The following is an 18441-nucleotide window of genomic DNA, read 5'->3' on the forward strand; positions in this document are numbered from 1 at the left end:
CGCCACTCCACTTCTCCTCCACATTCTGCCCGGTCCACATAGGGCAGTTGTTCCCTTACCTCCGCTTGCTTCCGGCAGCAGGCTGGTTGCGGAGGTAGAAGATGAAATCAAAAGACCTGTTGGGCCGGCACGGCGAGGACCTCGCCGTCGAATACCTTGAATCCCTGGGCATGCTGGTGGTGGAGCGCAACTGGCGCTGCACCGAGGGCGAAATAGACATCGTGGCCCTCGACGGCGACGCGCTGGTCATTGCCGAAGTCAAAACCCGCCGCTCGCTGGATTACGGCCATCCCTTCGAGGCCGTCGGACCCGAAAAGCTCGCCCGGCTGCACCGGCTCGGTTCGGCGTGGTGCCGGGACCGGGAACTGCGGATGCCCCTGCGGCGCGTGGACGTGATAGCGGTCGTGGACGACGGCGGCGGCGAACCCTTGGTGGAGCACCTCAAGGGGGTGGGGTGAATGGCGCTGGGCCGCACGTACTCCATAGCGCTGGTGGGTTTGAACGGGTACATAGTGGAGGTTGAGGCCGATATCGGCCAGACCCTCCCGGCTTTTGTGATCCTCGGTCTGCCGGATGCCGCCTTGAATGAAGCCAAGGAGCGCATCCGGTCCGCGGCGAAGAACTCCGGCATCCCGCTCAGCCGGCGGAAGATCACCGCCAACCTGATCCCGGCATCGCTTCCCAAGCGCGGCTCGGGTTTTGACCTCGCTGTCACCATGGCTGTGCTCCGGGCCGCCAACGACATCAAGCCGACCGGCCGCACGGTCTTCATCGCGGAACTCGGGCTTGACGGCCGGCTCCGGCCCGTCCGGGGAATCCTTCCTGCCGTGATGGCCTCGGTGCAGGCCGGATATCCGGAGATCGTGGTGGCGCAGGCCAACCACGCCGAGGCGTCGCTGGTCCCCGGCGCCAACGTCCGCGGATACCGGACCCTCGCCAGGCTGGCGCTGGACTTCGGGGCGGACCCGCAGGAACTTGCCCTGGATTTCGAACCGGACGACGCCGAGGACTACGGCGACGCGCCCGGCGGGGCCGCCAGCTGCCCGGACATGGCGGATGTGTCCGGCCAGGGCGACGCCCGCCGTGCCCTTGAGGTCGCGGCTGCCGGAGCCCATCACCTGCTGCTCACAGGTCCGCCGGGCGCCGGTAAAACCATGCTCGCGGAACGCCTGCCAGGCCTGCTGCCTGACCTTGGCGACCATGAATCCATGGAGGTCACCGCCATCCACTCGTTGTGCGGCCTGCCGTCATCCGCGGTCCAGCTCCTGCGCCGGCCGCCCTTTGAAAACCCGCACCACTCCGCAACCGCCGCTGCCATCATCGGCGGCGGCTCCGGGCTGCCCCGGCCGGGAGCGGCATCGCGGGCACACCGCGGGGTGTTGTTCCTGGACGAGGCCCCCGAGTACGAACGCCGTGTCCTCGATGCCCTGCGGCAGCCCCTGGAGAGCGGTGAGCTGGTCATCCACCGGTCCGCAGGAACCGCTGCCTACCCCGCGCGTTTCCAACTGGTGCTCGCCGCCAATCCCTGCCCGTGCGGCAAGGCCTCCGGCAAAGGGCTCGATTGCACCTGCACCCCCATGATGCGGCGCCGCTACCTCGCCAGGATGTCGGGACCTTTGCTGGACCGGGTGGATATCCAGCTCCAGGTCGAGCGGGTGTCCCTGGCCGAGTTCGGACAGGCCGGGGAAGAGGAGGACACGGCGTCAGTCGCCCGGCGGGTGCGGGCCGCGCGTTCCCGGCAGGCCGAGCGGTTAGGCCCGTTCGGGTTGGAGACCAATTCGCAGGTGCCTGGCCGCATCCTGCGCGGGGAGTTGCGGCTTCCCCCAACTGCCACCCGCATCCTCGATCATTCCCTGGAACGCGGCGTCCTGACAGCCCGCGGCTACGACCGGGTTCTGCGCCTGGCGTGGACCCTTGCCGACCTTGCCCATCGGGACGTCCCCGATACAGACCACATCGGCCAGGCCCTGGGCCTGCGGCAGGCAGCGGCGGCCGCGGCATGAAGGAACAAACCATCGATGCGGAACGGCTCGCACGCGCCGCGCTGTCACGGCTCATGGAGCCCCAGGACGCTGCGGGCCTCGCCCTCGTCCAACTGGCGGGCGCGGTGGACGCCCTCGGAATCGCCACCGGGCAGCTGAAGGCGGGGCCCGAACTGGAGCGCGAAATCACCGGACTCCTTGCTGACAACGGCTCCGCCACAAGCTGGGCCGGAATGGCCGCTGCGCTTAAGCGTTGGCAGCCACGGATCCCTGACCTGGCGCCGGAACGCGACCTCGCTACCATGGCGCGCCTGGGCGGACGGCTCATCATCCCGTCCGACGATTTGTGGCCCGGCCAGTTGGCTGACCTCGGAATCCAGGAACCGATCTGCCTGTGGTGGCGCGGCCAGGAGCAGCCGCTCCCGGCCGCTGACACCTGTATCGCCCTGGTGGGGTCGCGGGACAGCACCAGCTATGGTGCGGCCGTCACGGGCGACCTCGCCTACTCGCTCGCGCAGCGCGGATTCACCGTGGTCTCGGGTGGCGCATACGGCATCGATGCCCATGCCCACCGGGCTGCGCTGGCCGGGGGCTCCGGCTCCGTACCCACCATCGCCGTGATGGCGGGCGGTGTGGACCGGTTCTATCCGTCCGGGAACGAGGATCTCCTGCGGGCTGTCTCCAACCAGGGAGCCGTGCTTGCCGAGGTACCTCCCGGTTCTGCGCCTACCCGGTACCGGTTCCTGCAGCGGAACCGGCTGATTGCCGCCCTGTCTGCCGTAACCGTCGTGGTGGAAGCCCGATGGCGCTCCGGGGCACTTAACACCGCCCACCACGCCGAAACGCTGGGCCGTGCCGTTGGAGCCGTTCCCGGATCGGTAAACAGTGCCAACTCGGCAGGCTGCCACCGGCTGCTGCGGGACGGGGGAGCGGTGTGCGTCACTGATGCTGCAGAAGTGGCGGAGCTGGCATCACCAAGCGGTGCAGCGCTGCCGGAACAACGGCCGGGGCGCGCCCAGGTCCAGGATGGGCTCACCCTGGAGGACCTGATCCTCCTGGATGCGCTGCCGCTGCGCTCCACCACCTCTGTCGAGAAACTGTCCGCAGTCGCCGGCCTGGGTGTCGAATCGGTGCGCGCCGGGCTCGGCCGCCTGGGATTGCTCGGGCTGGCAGTTTCGGAACGGGGCGGCTGGAAACGCGGCAAGGCATCAGCGTGATTCGGCACAAATGCTGTGCAGCGGCCTGGCCGTGTCAGCCGGCGGTTCGCCGGCCACAACTGAGACAGTAGGAGAGTGGATCATGAGGAATTGCCCGCAGGGCTCGAGGAAGCACTGGATGCGTTCGCCGGTTATCTGTCAGGGGAGCGGGCCCTGTCGGCCCACACCCGGCGGGCGTACCTGGGTGACCTGCGGAGCCTCCTGGCTCACGCAGCAACCGAAGGTGCCGCCGGACTCAAGGACCTCGAGTTGGGGACGCTCCGCCGCTGGCTGGGGGTGCAAAGCCAGGCAGGTGCCGCACGGGCAACCCTTGCCCGCCGGTCCGCCACCATAAGGTCGTTCACGGCGTGGGCGCTGCGCGAGGAGCGGATCGCAGCCGATCCCGCCCTCAGGCTGAAGGCGCCCAAACGTGAACAATCCCTGCCCGGCGTCCTGCAGACTTCCCAGCTCACCCGTCTGCTGGCAAAGATGGAGGAAGCGGCAGCCGACGGTGAACCCATGGCAGTCCGCGACCGCGCCATCGTGGAACTCCTCTATGCCACAGGCGTACGCGTGGGTGAACTGGCAGGCCTCGACATCGATGACCTGGACCCGGACCGCCGGACACTGCGGGTCATCGGCAAGGGCAACAAGGAACGGACGGTGCCGTTCGGTGTTCCGGCTGCTGTCGCGGTGGATGACTGGCTGCGGCGGGGCCGGCCGCTGCTGGCCAGGGACACCAGTGGTCCGGCACTCTTCCTTGGTGCCCGCGGGGGACGGGTGGACCAGCGACAGGTCCGGGCTTTGGTGAACAGCCTCTTCGGGTCACTGGGGGACACCTCGGCATCCGGACCACACGCCCTCCGCCACTCCGCAGCCACACATCTCCTTGACGGTGGTGCGGACCTAAGAGCGGTCCAGGAAATCCTGGGACACAGCAGCCTCGCCACCACCCAGATCTACACCCATGTTTCGGTGGACCGGCTGCGCAAAAGCTACCAGCAGGCACACCCCCGGGCATGAGTGACAGTGTGGGTAATCGCACTGGCGTAATTCGGCGGGGTACGGCACAATAAGAGTCACGTCCGGCAACTTTCAAGTGACGCTTGAAGCTCATGAGGCTTTACGCGGCGCGGCAAGTCCGGACACAGCTTAATCCGATACATCTGAATAACCGGGCAGGCAACTCCCGCAGGAAAAGGCACAGCAGTTCCATCCAGGCAGAGGTCGTTGGGGAAGACGTACCTAGAGCTATGGAGGATGGAATGTCTGTTGCAATGACCCGTGGTGTGCTGTTTGTTCACTCGGCCCCTACGGCCCTGTGCCCTCATGTTGAGTGGGCCATTGGCTCCGTCGTGGACAAACGGACGGACCTTGAGTGGACCCCTCAACCTGCCGCGCCCGGAATGTTCCGTGCCGAGCTGTCCTGGACCGGGACACCCGGGACGGGAGCCAAACTGGCGTCCTCGCTCCGCGGCTGGGCGCATCTGCGCTTCGAGGTCACGGAAGAACCGAGCCAGGGTGTGGACGGCGGCCGTTGGTCCCATACCCCCGAACTCGGTATTTTCCATGCGGTCACCGACGTGCACGGCAACATCATGGTGTCCGAGGACCGGATCCGCTACGCGTACGAGTCCGGAGCAGGCGATCCCGCAGCGGTCTACCACGAGCTGTCGCTCGCACTGGGCGAGGCCTGGGACGAGGAACTTGAGCCCTTCCGGCACGCCGCCGAAGGCGCTCCCGTGCGCTGGCTCCACCAGGTGGGCTGACCGCCGTCGTACGTTTTTCAGTAAGGACTCCATAGCAAAGAGGAGGCCCCGCCAGCCGGCGGGGCCTCCTCTTGTGGTCCGGGATCAGGCCCGGGGCCGGTGTCAGACGCTCCGGACAGCGACGACGGCGTTGTGGCCGCCGAAACCGAAGGAGTTGCTCAGTGCCACAATGTTGCCTGCCGGCAGGTCGCGGGCAGACGTGACAACGTCCAGCGGAATTTCCGGATCCTGGTTTTCGAGGTTGATCGTGACAGGCGCTTTGCGTTCGTAGACGGCGAGCACGGTGAGGACGGCCTCGACGGCACCGGACGCACCCAGGAGGTGGCCCATCTGCGACTTGGTGGCCGAAACCGCCACGTTGTCGATGTGCGAACCGAGGGCGGCGCGGAGGGCCGTGTATTCCGGCTTGTCGCCCACGGGGGTGGACGTGGCATGGGCGTTCACATGGACCACGTCTTCAGCCTGGATCCGGCCGTCGAACATGGCTGCCTTGAGTGCGCGGGTTGCACCGAGGCCCTCGGGGTCCGGTGCGGTGATGTGGTAAGCGTCGGCGGTAACGGACGTTCCGGCGAGTTCACCGTAGATCCGGGCTCCGCGTGCCAGGGCGTGCTCTTCGGCCTCAAGCACCAGTGCGCCTGCGCCTTCACCCATCACGAAGCCGTCGCGGCCAAGGTCGTAAGGCCGGGATGCGCGCTCCGGTTCATCGTTCCTGCGCGAGAGGGCCTGCATGGAGGCGAAGGCCGCGAGGGGCATGGGGTGGATGGCGGCTTCGGCGCCGCCGCACATCACCACGTCCGCTTTGCCCGAGCGGATCAGGTCCAGGCCCAGGTGCAGTGCCTCAGTGCCGGAGGCGCAGGCAGATACGGGCGTGTGGGCGCCTGCACGGGCTCCCAGGTCCAGGCTGACAGCCGCCGCAACACCGTTGGGCATCAGCATGGGAACGGTCATGGGGAGGACCCGGCGGGGGCCCTTTTCCTTCAGCGTGTCCCAGGCGTCCAGCAGGGTCCAGACCCCGCCGATGCCGGTCGCGAAGGCAACAGCCAGGCGGTCCTTGTCGAATTCGGTGATGCCGGAGTCGGCCCAGGCCTCGCGGGCAGCGATGACGCCGAACTGGGTGGAGGGGTCCATCCGCTTGGCCTCGACACGGCTGAGCACGTCAAGTGCCGGGGTGCTGCACCGGGCGGCGAAGTGGACGGGAAGCTCGTACTTGGCGACCCAGTCGTCTTCCAGGGTGCGGGCACCGGAGACCCCCTTGAGCGCGTTGTTCCACATTGTGGGTACATCGCCGCCGATGGGCGTGGTGGCACCCAGACCGGTAATGACTACTTTGCGTGTCATGGGATCACTCTCTGTCGGTGGGAATCCGTCTCCGTCGTCCGGAGGGTCCCGCGTGTTGTTGAACGGCGCTCGGCCGGATAGGAAGCAGGAGTGCCGGCTGGGGCACGCTGCTGAAAAAAGCGGCGGGCTGCCGGTCCGGCCATCCGGACCGGCAGCCCCGCCATGCCGTTGAAACGGCGGAAGCCTTGACTAGGCCTGTGCTCCGGCGATGAAGCTGACGGCGTCGCCAACGGTCTTGAGGTTCTTGACTTCTTCGTCCGGGATGCGCACGCCGAACTTCTCTTCCGCGTTGACCACGATGGTCATCATCGAGATGGAGTCGATGTCCAGGTCCTCGGTGAAGGACTTGTCCAGCTCTACAGCCTCCGGGGCCAGGCCGGTTTCTTCGTTGACGATTTCAGCCAAGCCGGCCAGGATCTCTTCGTTGCTAGCCATTAGTGGCTCCTTTTCTTGTGTTGCCGGCAGGGGCTGCCGGAAATGGGCCGGGCCGCGGATGCGGCCCGTGGGGCGTTGCTAGGGAAGGACAACTACCTGGGCGCCGAACACCAGCCCGGCGCCGAAGCCGATCTGCAGGGCGAGACCGCCGCTCAGCTCCGGGTTTTCCTGCAGCAGGCGGTGCGTTGCCAGCGGGATGGACGCGGCAGACGTGTTGCCGGCGTCGGCAATGTCCCGTGCCACTGTAACCGTCTCCGGCAGCTTCAGCTTCTTCACCATCTCGTCGATGATGCGCATGTTGGCCTGGTGGGGAATGAACGCCACCAGGTCTTCGGCCTCGACGCCGGCAGCCTCAAGTGCCTGCTGGGCCACCTTCGCCATTTCCCAGACAGCCCAGCGGAACACCGTCTGGCCGTCCTGGCGAAGCGTGGGGTAGAGCTCCTGGGCTTCTTCCAGCAGCGCGAGGTCGCCGGTGGAGTCCGACTGGCGGGCAGCCATGCCGAGGTCGCGTACGTCCAGCATGGAGCGCGTCATGCCGATCGCGTCCCACTTACTGCCGTCCGAGCCCCAAACCGAGGGCGAGATGCCCGGAGTGTCGGACGGGCCGATGACGACGGCGCCGGCACCGTCGCCAAGCAGGAAGGAGATGGTTCGTTCACGGTTGTCGATGACATCGGAGAGCTTCTCCGCTCCAACCACCAGCACATACTTGGCTGTTCCGGACCGGACCAGGGCGTCACCCTGGGCGATGCCGTAGCAGTAGCCGGCACATGCTGCGGAAATGTCGAAGGCAGGGGCCGGGGTGGCACCCAGCCGGTCAGCCAGGCTTGCGGCGGCCGAAGGGGTGGCGTAGGGGTGGGTCACCGTCGAAACGATCACGGCGCCGAGGTCAGAGGCCTGGATTCCGGCCTTCTCCATCGCCTCACGGGCAGCGCCCTCGGCCATGTCAATGACGCTCACATCCGCCTTGGCGCGGTGGCGCGTCACGATTCCTGTGCGCTGCCGGATCCACTCGTCCGAGGAGTCGATCCACTGGCACACATCCTCGTTGGTGACGATGACGTCCGGCCGGTACGCGCCCAGCCCAAGGATCCGGGTGTGCTCCTGGAGGGGAGCCTGCTTCAGCGTGGGAACGCTCATGCGTTGCCCTCCAGTTCTGCGAAGAGTGCCAGGGCGGCGGAAAGATCGTCGGGGGTCTTGACCGCCACCGTCTTGACCCCTGGCATGCCGCGCTTGGCCAGGCCGGCGAGGGTACCGGCGGGAGCCAGTTCAATGACGCCAGTGACGCCGCGCTGGACCATGGCTTCCATGCAGAGGTCCCAGCGCACGGGGCGGGATACCTGGGCGATAAGGCTGTCGACGGCGGCAGGGCCGTCGGTGACTTCGCCGCCGTCGTAGTTCGACAGCAGGGGAACAGTGGGCGCCTGCGGCTTCAGCTGCGGCTCAAGCGCCTTAAGGGCGCTGACTGCGGGGGACATGTGGCCCGTGTGGAAGGCGCCGGCAACCTTCAGCGGGATGACCCGTGCTTTGGCCGGCGGGTTGTCGGCGAGTGCCTTCAGCTGGTCGAAGGTTCCTGCGGCCACTGTCTGGCCCGCGCCGTTGACATTGGCAGGTGTGGCGCCGGACGCCTCGATGGCTGCCAGGACCTCCGCCGGGTCCCCGCCCACCACGGCGCTCATGCCGGTGGGGGTGACGGAGGCAGCGGCCGCCATGCTGTTGGCACGTTCGCGGACGAAGGTCATGGCTTCCTGCTCGGTCAGGACACCGGCCAGGGCGGAGGCGGTGATTTCGCCGACCGAGTGGCCTGCCAGGATCACCGGCAGGGAGTTGAGTTCGACGTCGAAGAGGGATGCCGCGGCCACCAGCCCTGCGGCGACAATCAGGGGCTGCGCTACGGCAGTGTCCTTGATGGTTTCCTCATCCGAGGTGGTTCCGTGGGCGATCAGGTCAATACCCGCGATGTCGCTCAGGGAGGCCAGCTGGCCTGCCACCGAGGGAAGTTCCAGCCAAGGGGCCAGAAAACCCGGGGTTTGTGAGCCCTGTCCAGGGCAGACTATTGCAAGCACGTATCCAGCTTTCCAAATTACTGTGTGATCCAGCGGTGTTTGTCCGCACCAAGCTCACGGGGTCAGGTTGTAGGAAGTCTACAACGCCTCAGGGTTGATTCCGCGACGGCTGACGTTCCGCGGCGGCTTTTGGAGGGGCCGAAAGGCGGCCCACCACGAGCGCTGCCTGCAGGACAAACGCCTCGCGGGGAAGGAGCGGATCCCAGCCCGTGACGTCGCAGACCCGCTTCAGCCGGTAGCGCACGGTGTTGGCGTGGACAAAGAGTTCACGGGCTGTGGCCTCGAGGGAATGCCCCAGTTCGAGATAGGTGCCAAGTGTTTCCACCAGTCCATTGGACGCCGCCAGCAGGGGCCGGTAAATGTTTTTGACCAGCGAGCGGCGGGCGGCGTCGTCGCCGGAGATGACGCGCTCGGGGAGCAGGTCGTCGGCCGCGACCGGCCGCGGCGCGGAGGGCCAGGCCTTGGCTGCGGTGAGACCGGCAAAGGCGGACTGTGCTGAGCCGCTGGCCTCCAGCAGGGAACCGGCCTCGGGGCCATACACAACGGGTCCGGGCGCAAACATCTCGCTGAGTTTCACGTAGGCGGTTTCGCGGTCCTGGACCCCTCCGAGAATGAGGATCAGCCGGTCGCCCTGGATGCCCACGAGCGCGTCTTCCGCGTAGCGCCCGGCCGTCCGCCGCAGCTCGCTGACGTAGCTGGCGCTGGGTTCGGAGGGTGAATTGCCCACCATGACCGTGAAGCGTTCCTGCGCTTTCCAGCCAAGCGCCGCAATCCTGGAGCGCAGGGCGTCGGTGTTTTCGCCCCGCAGGATGGCGTCCACGATCAATGCTTCGAGGCGGGTATCCCAGGAACCGCGGGATTCCGCGGCGCGCGCATAGACGTCCGCCGCGGCAAAAGCCACTTCCCGGGAATACCGCAGGACAGCCTCCCGGAGCGAGGGCTGGTCCGCCTCCGGGGCGATGACCGGAACCTGGTCCTCCACCACCTCCACCACGATCCGGATCAGCTGCAGGGCCTTTTGCAGGCTGATCGAGCGGGTCAGTTCCGTCGGGGCGGTGCCGAAGACGTCCGTGAGGATCCATGACGGGGAACTCGGGCGCTCGTACCAGGTGACGAACGCGGCGATGCCGTTCTGCGCCACCATGCCCAGGGCCGACCGTTCGTCGGAGCTCAGCCGGCTGTACCAGGGGAGCGATTTTTCCAGCTCACGCATGGTGGTGGTGGACAGCTGTCCCACATTTGCGCGCAACTTTTTCAGGGTCTCGGACTTCTCCGGGGTGACCTTGGGCTGGGACGGTTTGCGCTTGGCGGACGGGGTGGCTGGTGCTGGCATCCTTCGAGCATACGGGCAGCGTCCCGCAAGCTCCATTTGTGCAAAGGCTACAATCCGCCTTGTTGTGCGTCACACAGCAGGCGCCCCTCCAGACGAACGACGGCGGCCCCCGCCTTCCGGAGGGAGCCGCCGTCGTTGATGCTGCGCTGGAGGTGGTTAAGCCTCTCCGCCGGCGTTGCCGGTTGAGCCGGCATTCACGTTGTGCAGCCGGTACTTCTCGATGGCCTTGATGGGAGCCTGCGCGTCCACCTCGCCCCGGCGTGCCAGCATCTCCAGGGAACGCACCACGATCGAGTGGGTGTCGTTCTTGAAGAACCGGCGGGCCGCTGCGCGGGTGTCGGAGAAGCCGAAGCCGTCCGCGCCCAGGGTGGCGTACTCGTTCGGCACGAACTGGCGGATCTGGTCCGGGACAGCCTTCATGTAGTCGGACACGGCCACGACAGGTCCGGTGGCACCTTCGAGCTGCTGTGTCACGAACGGTACGCGTGCGGGTTCGCCGGGGTTGAGGAACGCTTCTTCCTCGGCGGCGAGGCCGTCGCGGCGCAGTTCGTTCCAGGAGGTGACGGACCAGACGTCGGCGGAGACGGACCAGTCTTCGGCCAGGATCCGCTGGGCTTCCAGCGCCCACGGTACCGACACGCCGGAGGCCAGGATCTGGGTGCGGGGACCGTCGATCTTTGCGGGAGCGAGCAGGTAAATGCCCTTGATGACGCCCTCGACGTCCAGTTCCTCCGGTTCGGCGGGCTGGGTGATCGGCTCGTTGTAGACCGTGAGGTAGTACATGAGGTTCCGGTCTTCCGAGTCCGGCCCGTACATGCGTTCCAGGCCGTCGCGGATGATGTGGCCCATTTCGTAACCGTAGGCGGGGTCGTAGGTGACCACTGCCGGGTTGGTTGAGGCCAGCAGCGGGGAGTGGCCGTCGGCGTGCTGGAGGCCTTCGCCTGTCAGGGTGGTCCGGCCGGCGGTGGCGCCGATGATGAAGCCGCGGGTCATCTGGTCCGCTGCTGCCCAGAAGGCGTCGCCGGTGCGCTGGAAGCCGAACATGGAGTAGAACACGTAGACCGGGACCAGGGGTACGCCGTGGGTGGCGTAGGCGGTGCCGGCGGCGGTGAACGCTGCCACGGCGCCGGCTTCGTTGATGCCGGGGTGGATCAGCTGGCCTTGGGCGGATTCCTTGTAGGCCAGGACCAGGTCCCGGTCCACGGACAGGTAGTTCTGGCCCTTGGGGTTGTAGATCTTCGCGGTGGGGAAGAACGCGTCCATGCCGAACGTACGGGCCTCGTCCGGGATGATCGGGGCGATGTGCTTGCCGAAGTTCTTATCCCGCATTAGGTCCTTCAGGAGCCTGACGAACGCCATGGTGGTGGCGGCCTGTTGCTTCCCCGAGCCGCGCTTTGCCACCTCGTAGGACTTGGCCTCTGGCAGGGTGATTTCGGCGTGCTTGGAGCGGCGCTCCGGCACGGAACCGCCCAGGGCCGCGCGGCGTTCCATCATGTACTGGATCTCCGGCGCATCGGTGCCCGGGTGGTAGTACGGCGGCTGGTACGGATCCTTCTCCAGCTGCTCATCCGTGACCGGAATCCGCAGGTGGTCCCTGAACTTCTTCAGGTCGTCCAGGGTCAGCTTCTTCATCTGGTGGGTGGCGTTGCGGCCTTCGAAGTGGGGTCCGAGTCCGTAGCCCTTGACGGTTTTGGCGAGGATGACGGTGGGTTTGCCCTTGAATTCGGTGGCTGCCTTGTACGCGGCGTAGACCTTGCGGTAGTCGTGGCCGCCGCGTTTGAGGTTCCAGATCTGGTCATCGGTGAGGTCCGCGACGAGGTCTTTGGTGCGGGGGTCCTTGCCGAAGAAGTGTTCGCGGACGAACCCGCCGGATTCGGCCTTGTAGGTCTGGTAGTCCCCGTCGGGGGTTTCGTTCATGATTTTCACCAGCGACCCGTCGGTGTCGCGGGTGAGCAGGTCATCCCATTCCCGGCCCCAGACGACCTTGATCACGTTCCAGCCCGCGCCGCGGAAGAACGCTTCGAGTTCCTGCATGATCTTGCCGTTGCCGCGCACCGGCCCGTCCAGGCGCTGGAGGTTGCAGTTGATCACGAAGTTCAGGTTGTCCAGGTTCTCGTTCGCGGCGAGCTGGAGCAGGCCGCGGGATTCGGGCTCGTCCATTTCGCCGTCGCCCAGGAACGCCCAGACCTGCTGGTCGGAGGTGTCTTTCAGGCCCCGGTTGTGCAGGTACCGGTTGGACTGGGCCTGGTAGATCGCGTTCATCGGACCGATGCCCATGGACACGGTGGGGAATTCCCAGAACGCGGGCATCAGCCTCGGGTGCGGGTAGGAGGACAGGGCGTGGCCCTCACGGGATTTTTCCTGCCGGAACCCGTCCAGGTCCTCCTCGGAAAGCCGGCCTTCCATGAACGCCCGGGCGTACATGCCCGGGGACGCGTGGCCCTGGAAGAACACCTGGTCCCCGCCGCCGGGGTGGTCCTTGCCACGGAAGAAGTGGTTGAAACCCACCTCGTACAGGGTCGCAGCTCCCGCGTAGGTGGAGATATGCCCGCCGACGCCGATGTTGGGCCGCTGCGCCCGGTGCACCATAACCGCGGCGTTCCACCGCATGTACGCCCGGTAGCGGCGTTCGTATTCCTCGTTGCCCGGGAACGGTGCTTCCTGGTCCGCCGGGATCGTGTTCACGTAATCGGTGGTGGTCACCATCGGCACCCCGACGCTCTGCGCGCCGGCGCGCTGCAGCAGGCTCCGCATGATGTATTGGGCACGCTCGGTGCCCTGTTCCCTGATCAGCGCGTCCAGGGACTCAACCCACTCGGCAGTCTCTTCCGGATCACGATCAGGCAGCTGGTTAGTCAACCCGCTGAGGATATGGGAGGTATCTTCTCCTGCAGCCACGTCCAACCTCTCTTTGCGCGCATGAATCGGCGCACTCAGGCCAGGCAGGGTGACTGCCCGGCGTACATACGCCGTGTGCGACGTATCGGTTACAACAGCCCGGGCATGTGTGCCGGGCAGGGTCCTAGCGCTCCTATGTCTGCACGAAGTTACAAGGTTGTTGTCCCGCAGGCATAGTTGTCATCAGCCACTCTAGCCCTCCCACCAAGGCGATGCGTAGCTGCACCTTTGGCACCTCTGTTGTATTTCGCCGTCATACTGGTTGTGTGACGAAAAGCCGCTGCAAGGCGGGCTGACCACACCCGATGTGACGCAGAATATGCCGTTCCACGGGGGCGGCAGCTTGAAGCGCAGGCACAAAGGGTGTTGGCTTGGGAGTAATGGAAATCACTATGCGCACCGCATATATGAGGCATTGGAGGAACACGTGAGCGAGGCCGACGCCGCCACTTCGGTAAATGTGGCGGAAAAATTGGGTTTCAAAAACGGGGATCTGATTCAGGAGTTCGGTTACGACGACGATGTCGATTTCGACTTGCGTGACGATATAGAGGACCTCACCGGTTCAGAGCTGCTGGACGAGGACGACCACGAAGTTGCGGACGCCGTGATCTTTTGGTGGCGCGACGGTGACGGCGACCTTGTTGACAGCCTGATGGATTCGCTGACCACCCTCAGCGAAAACGGCGTTGTCTGGGTCCTTACCCCGAAGTCCGGAAGGGATGGCTACGTCTCCCCGGCGGACATCCAGGAGGCCGCCCCCACCGCCGGCCTGCACGTCACCACTTCAGCCGGCGTATCCAAAGACTGGAGCGCTGCCCGGCTGGTGAGCAGGAAGAACAAGTGACGGCAGCGCTTGCCGCTGCCTCCGCTGCTGTACCCGCGGTCGGCGGGACAGCTCCTGACTTTGAACTCCCCAACCAGTTTGGCGAGCCGGTCCGGCTGTCGTCATTCCGCGGGCAGAACGTGGTCCTGGTGTTCTACCCGTTTGCGTTCTCGGGGATCTGCACCGGGGAACTGTGCGAAATACGGGACAACCTCGCTGTATTCGAGAATGCCCATGCCACGGTCCTGGCCGTATCGGGGGACAGCAAGTTCAGCCTCCGTGCCTACGCGGCCCAGGAAGGCTACGGCTTCGACCTGCTCTCGGACTTTTGGCCCCACGGCGCCGCAGCCAGCGCGTACGGTGTTTTCGATCCGGACACCGGAATGGCCAGGCGCGGCACGTTCATCATCGACGCCGCGGGTCGCATCCGGTACACGGTGGTGAACCCGCGTGGCCAGGCCCGTGACTTTGGCGAGTACCGCGCAGCACTGGCCGGCCTGGACCAGGGCTGACGGGCCATGGACGCGCGGCGGCATGGGGTAGGCCTGACCGGCTTTGCCAGCATGCCGCCGTCGCCTCCCGCCCGGCCTTCTGCCGCTGACCTTGAGATCCTGGTCCGTATCCGGGACATCCTGGCCGGCACCCGTTTCGCGCTGCTGACAGGCGCAGGACTCAGCACCGATTCGGGCATCCCCGATTACCGGGGCCCGGGTTCGCCACCCAGGACGCCCATGACGTACCAGGAGTTCGTCCGGGATGCCGCAAACCGGCAGCGGTACTGGGCGCGAAACCACATCGGCTGGTCGCACCTCCGCCATGCCGATCCAAATCCGGGACATTACGCAGCGGCGGAGCTTGAACGCCGTGGCTACCTCACCGGGCTGATCACCCAGAACGTGGACCGCCTGCATGAGGATGCCGGAAGCGCGAACGTCATCGATCTCCACGGCCGGTTTGACCAGGTGGTCTGCCTGGACTGCGGCAGGACCTACTCGCGCCGGCTCCTCGCGGGAATGCTGGAGGAGCTGAATCCGGAGTTCCTTGAACGGGCGAAAAAAACGGGGCTGGTGGAAATGGCGCCCGATGCTGACGCCACCGTGGAGGACCAGGCCCTGATCAGCAGCTTTGTTGTGGCCGCCTGTCCGGCCTGCGGCGGCACGCTGAAACCCGACTTTGTGTACTTCGGTGAAAACGTGCCAAAGGACCGGGTGGAGAAGTCCTACGCCATGGTCGATGAAGCCGCCGCTTTGGTGGTGGCCGGTTCTTCGCTGACAGTCATGAGCGGACTACGGTTTGTCCGGCACGCCGCGAAGGACGGCAAGCCGGTAGTCATCATCAACAGGGGAGAGACCCGCGGGGACGACAAAGCCACCATCAAACTTGAGGCCGGGGTCTCAGAATCACTCAGTTGGCTTGCGGCCGAACTGCCGCCGCTGTGATGTGCAGGGGGGCCACCCGGCCGGACTTCCCGTCCGATTCGCGTTTGAGGGCCAGGGTCGGGTAGAGTCTATGTTCGTTGGTTGCGGCGGAAACGCCGGATTCAGCGGCTTGGGTCTTTAGCTCAGCTGGTAGAGCGCCACGTTTACACCGTGGATGTCATCGGTTCGATCCCGGTAGGACCCACCAGCAAAACCCCGTAGTTTTCGCCCGTAACGGTGAAAAGTGCGGGGTTTCTTGTGTCTTCCGCCGGCAGCGCCGATTGTCGGACCCCTGCCATAGCTTTCCAGGTATGGAACACGTGATAGTCCGCACTGACCAAAACGGAATGCCGACGGCGGTGGTCAGCCGCGGCAGGGAATGGTCAGTGGGTGCCGAACCTGTCAGATGGTTCGAGCGGATCAACTGGTGGGAGACCCGCCGGAGGATGCCGAAGGGCAACAGCAGGGTGGATGTGGAAGTCCTGCAGGTCCAGGTGAGGCTGGGTAGCAACAAGAGTTCTGCCCTGACCACCATGCTCCTTGAGCGCGACGGCCTGGGCGGGGGCTGGCGGCTTCGGGAATCAGTTGCCGACGCCGCTTGACGCGGGCGCCGGGCTGCTGACCGGCAATATCCGGGCATTGGAAAACCCTCCACCGCGACTATTGGGGGATGCCGCGGTGGAGGGCCTGGAATGAATATACCGTGAACTCCCGGAAACAAAAAGTAGCCGCGAGTCTGTGACGCGGCCGGGCTACGGGACTCTAACGGCGCACGGGGATAAACACGCGCGGCTGCTCCGTCCAGGTATCCGACATCCGGGACATGGTCCTTCGCATGATCCGGTCCGAGGTTTCCCTGGCGGAGGCTGCGTCGCCCCTGGCGACCGCTTCGGCCAGGTCCACGTGCCACTGCAGGGCAGCCTCATGCGGATGGTCGGGCATCAGGCCGTGCACGGTGCGGCCGGTCAGCGTCTCAGCCACCTGGCCCATAAGGTTGGCGAACATCTCGTTGCCCGAGCCGGAAAGCAGCAGGGAGTGGAACTGGATGTCCAGCTCCAGGAAGCGCGGCACTTCACCGTTGTGCCCGGCGTCGCGCATTGCATAGGCGACGTCCACCAGCTCCAGCCGCAGCGGGGCGGGCGCATTCTGGGCCGCAAGCTCGGCGGCGGCCGGCTCCACGGCTGCACGCAGCTCGGCGAGGGACCGCAGCTGGGCGCCGCGCGCATCGCTGGCGAGCCGCCACCGGATGACCTGCGGGTCGAAGGGGTTCCAGCGGCTCGCCGGCAGCACACGGATCCCCACCCGCTTGGTGGTTTCCACCAAACCCAGCGACTGCAGTACCCGGACGGCTTCGCGGATTACCGAACGGGAAACCTTAAGTTCGTCCTCGAGATGCTCGGCGAGCATAACGTGGCCAGCAGGCAGCTCACCGGAGATGATGCGGGTGCCAAGGTTCTCAATGGCACGGTGGTGCAGGCTGCTGGTCATGCAGCTAAGCCTAGTGCGATGAGGTCTGCCGGCCGGCCTGGTCCGGCCAGAGGGCGAAACAAAACGTTCGCTGGATGGGCGGCACTTCCCCCGAGGCCCCCGAATATATATGCTTTATTCCGACCCCTGAAAAATGTCATGGTGTTTCCGGCATGGGAAACGCCCCTGCGCATCCGTCGCACAGAAACGAATTGGAGTTTTGATGTCTGCACACATCGGTGTCACCGGCCTCGCGGTGATGGGCGCCAACCTGGCCCGCAACCTGGCGCGGAACGGCTTCACTGTCGCGCTGCACAACAGGTCCGTGGAGAAGACGGACGCACTGCTGGAGCGGTACGGCTCGGAAGGCGACTTTGTCCGCACCGAAACCCTGCAGGAACTGGTGGACTCATTGGAGAAGCCCCGCCGCGTCCTCATCATGGTCAAGGCCGGCAAGCCGGTTGACTCCGTGATCGAGCAGCTCGAGCCGCTCCTGGAAGCCGGCGACATCATCATCGACGCCGGAAACTCCCACTACGAGGACACCCGCCGGCGCGAAGCCGCGCTGGCCACGAAGGACCTCCACTTTGTGGGCGTCGGCGTATCCGGCGGCGAGGAGGGCGCCCTGAACGGCCCCTCCATCATGCCCGGCGGTTCCAAGGAGTCCTACAAGGCACTGGGCCCGCTGCTGGAAAAGATTTCCGCCAAGGTGGACGGCGAGCCGTGCTGCGCCTGGGTGGGAACCGACGGCGCAGGACACTTCGTCAAGATGGTCCACAACGGCATCGAGTACGCCGACATGCAGGTCATCGGCGAGGCCTTCGACCTGCTCCGCTCAGGCGCCGGCATCGAGCCCGCCGAACAGTCCAAGATCTTCTCCGAGTGGAACAAGGGCGAGCTGTCCTCCTTCCTGATCGAAATCTCCGCAGAGGTCCTGGGCCACGTAGACGGCAAGACCGGCAAGCCGTTTGTCGACGTCGTGGTCGATGCCGCCGGCCAGAAGGGCACCGGACGCTGGACGGTCATCTCGGCCCTGGAACTGGGTTCCCCGGTTTCCGGCATCGCCGAATCCGTCTTCGCCCGTGCCCTGTCCTCGCAGGCCGGGCAGCGCAAGCTTGGCCAGGAACTGCTGCCGGGCAACGAAGCTTCGGTGGAAATCCCCGAGACCTTCGTCGAGGACGTGCGCCAGGCCCTCTACGCCTCCAAGCTCGTCTCCTACGCGCAGGGCCTGGACATGCTGACGTCGGCAGCCAAGGAATACGGCTGGGACCTGAAGCTGGACGAGATCGCATCCCTGTGGCGTGCCGGCTGCATCATCCGCGCCGAGCTGCTCAAGGACATCACCAAGGCTTACGCCGCGGACGAGAAGCCGGCCAACCTGCTGTTCGCACCGGCGTTCACCAAGGCCATCGGCGATGCCCTCCCGGCGTGGCGCCGCGTGGTTGCCACCGCCGTGCAGCTTGGCATCCCGGTACCGGTGTTCTCCTCCTCGCTGGCGTACTACGACGGCCTGCGGCGCAAGCGCGTCGCAGCCGCCCTGATCCAGGGCCAGCGCGATCTCTTCGGCGCCCACACCTACGGCCGCGTCGACGCTGAAGGCACGTTCCACACCCTCTGGGGCGAGGACAAGTCGGAAATCGCAGCTGTTGACACGCACTAACAGCCTGTAGAACCCTGCTCCGGCCGGCAGTTCCGGCTTAGTGTGGGAACTGC

General features: G+C 65.9%; 17 protein-coding genes and 1 tRNA gene. 11 read left to right on the forward strand and 7 right to left on the reverse strand.

The features are described 5' to 3' along the window. The first annotated feature begins 101 nt into the window (after positions 1–101). The 5 genes from AC5RWA_RS17480 to AC5RWA_RS17500 all read left to right on the forward strand — a co-directional run bounded on the left by AC5RWA_RS17480 (position 102) and on the right by AC5RWA_RS17500 (position 4947). Positions 102–458, forward strand: coding sequence for a YraN family protein (locus AC5RWA_RS17480; protein WP_079598967.1), 357 nt, complete (start codon positions 102–104; stop codon positions 456–458). Beyond that, positions 459–2003, forward strand: coding sequence for a YifB family Mg chelatase-like AAA ATPase (locus tag AC5RWA_RS17485; RefSeq protein ID WP_494058492.1), 1545 nt, complete (start codon positions 459–461; stop codon positions 2001–2003). It abuts the gene before it with no gap. After that, on the forward strand, positions 2000–3199 hold the full coding sequence (gene dprA / locus AC5RWA_RS17490; RefSeq protein WP_494058493.1) for a DNA-processing protein DprA: 1200 nt from the start codon (positions 2000–2002) through the stop codon (positions 3197–3199). The genes AC5RWA_RS17485 and dprA overlap by 4 nt, the downstream gene beginning before the upstream one ends. 75 nt (positions 3200–3274) lie before the next feature. Continuing rightward, a complete protein-coding gene (locus AC5RWA_RS17495) occupies positions 3275–4201 on the forward strand; it encodes a tyrosine recombinase XerC (protein WP_494058494.1) in 927 nt (308 codons plus the stop codon). A 242-nt stretch (positions 4202–4443) separates the two neighbouring features. Next, on the forward strand, positions 4444–4947 hold the full coding sequence (locus AC5RWA_RS17500) for a DUF3145 domain-containing protein (RefSeq protein WP_009359312.1): 504 nt from the start codon (positions 4444–4446) through the stop codon (positions 4945–4947). A 102-nt stretch (positions 4948–5049) separates the two neighbouring features. On the opposite strand, the gene AC5RWA_RS17505 is transcribed toward AC5RWA_RS17500, so the two are convergent. The 6 genes from AC5RWA_RS17505 to aceE all read right to left on the reverse strand — a co-directional run bounded on the left by AC5RWA_RS17505 (position 5050) and on the right by aceE (position 13017). Continuing rightward, complete coding sequence (locus tag AC5RWA_RS17505; RefSeq protein ID WP_079598971.1) at positions 5050–6285, reverse strand: beta-ketoacyl-[acyl-carrier-protein] synthase family protein; 1236 nt, start codon at positions 6283–6285, stop codon at positions 5050–5052. A 189-nt stretch (positions 6286–6474) separates the two neighbouring features. Continuing rightward, a complete protein-coding gene (locus AC5RWA_RS17510) occupies positions 6475–6720 on the reverse strand; it encodes an acyl carrier protein (protein WP_009359314.1) in 246 nt (81 codons plus the stop codon). Between the two features lie 78 nt (positions 6721–6798). Next, positions 6799–7860, reverse strand: coding sequence for a beta-ketoacyl-ACP synthase III (locus AC5RWA_RS17515; protein WP_079598972.1), 1062 nt, complete (start codon positions 7858–7860; stop codon positions 6799–6801). Next, entirely contained in the window at positions 7857–8786 is a 930-nt protein-coding gene (locus AC5RWA_RS17520; RefSeq protein WP_275726758.1) for an ACP S-malonyltransferase, read from the reverse strand. Before AC5RWA_RS17520 ends, AC5RWA_RS17515 begins: the two co-directional genes overlap by 4 nt. Before the next feature lie 88 nt (positions 8787–8874). Continuing rightward, positions 8875–10119, reverse strand: a complete 1245-nt coding sequence (locus AC5RWA_RS17525; protein WP_275726756.1) for a PucR family transcriptional regulator — start codon at positions 10117–10119, stop codon at positions 8875–8877. Between the two features lie 156 nt (positions 10120–10275). Then, the gene (gene aceE, locus AC5RWA_RS17530; RefSeq protein ID WP_494058495.1) at positions 10276–13017 is read right to left on the reverse strand and encodes a pyruvate dehydrogenase (acetyl-transferring), homodimeric type; all 2742 of its coding nucleotides are present in this window, start codon (positions 13015–13017) and stop codon (positions 10276–10278) included. 427 nt (positions 13018–13444) lie between these two features. Between aceE and AC5RWA_RS17535 the strand changes: the two genes are divergently transcribed. The 5 genes from AC5RWA_RS17535 to AC5RWA_RS17555 all read left to right on the forward strand — a co-directional run bounded on the left by AC5RWA_RS17535 (position 13445) and on the right by AC5RWA_RS17555 (position 15863). Next, a complete protein-coding gene (locus AC5RWA_RS17535) occupies positions 13445–13864 on the forward strand; it encodes a DUF3052 domain-containing protein (RefSeq protein ID WP_079596430.1) in 420 nt (139 codons plus the stop codon). Next, positions 13861–14355, forward strand: a complete 495-nt coding sequence (locus AC5RWA_RS17540; protein ID WP_494058496.1) for a peroxiredoxin — start codon at positions 13861–13863, stop codon at positions 14353–14355. Before AC5RWA_RS17535 ends, AC5RWA_RS17540 begins: the two co-directional genes overlap by 4 nt. Before the next feature lie 6 nt (positions 14356–14361). Then, the gene (locus AC5RWA_RS17545; RefSeq protein ID WP_494058497.1) at positions 14362–15282 is read left to right on the forward strand and encodes an NAD-dependent protein deacetylase; all 921 of its coding nucleotides are present in this window, start codon (positions 14362–14364) and stop codon (positions 15280–15282) included. Positions 15283–15393: 111 nt separating this feature from the next. After that, positions 15394–15469, forward strand: a tRNA-Val gene (locus AC5RWA_RS17550). A 103-nt stretch (positions 15470–15572) separates the two neighbouring features. Continuing rightward, positions 15573–15863, forward strand: a complete 291-nt coding sequence (locus AC5RWA_RS17555) for a hypothetical protein (protein ID WP_494058498.1) — start codon at positions 15573–15575, stop codon at positions 15861–15863. Positions 15864–16023: 160 nt separating this feature from the next. On the opposite strand, the gene AC5RWA_RS17560 is transcribed toward AC5RWA_RS17555, so the two are convergent. Continuing rightward, on the reverse strand, positions 16024–16749 hold the full coding sequence (locus tag AC5RWA_RS17560; protein WP_275725403.1) for a FadR/GntR family transcriptional regulator: 726 nt from the start codon (positions 16747–16749) through the stop codon (positions 16024–16026). A 202-nt stretch (positions 16750–16951) separates the two neighbouring features. On the opposite strand from AC5RWA_RS17560, the gene gnd reads away from it, so the two are divergent. After that, positions 16952–18388 (forward strand): NADP-dependent phosphogluconate dehydrogenase, encoded by a 1437-nt coding sequence (gene gnd, locus AC5RWA_RS17565; RefSeq protein WP_494058499.1) that lies wholly within the window; start codon positions 16952–16954, stop codon positions 18386–18388. The last annotated feature ends 53 nt before the right edge of the window (positions 18389–18441 follow it).

It is taken from the genome of Arthrobacter sp. 210 2, from assembly GCF_059093025.1.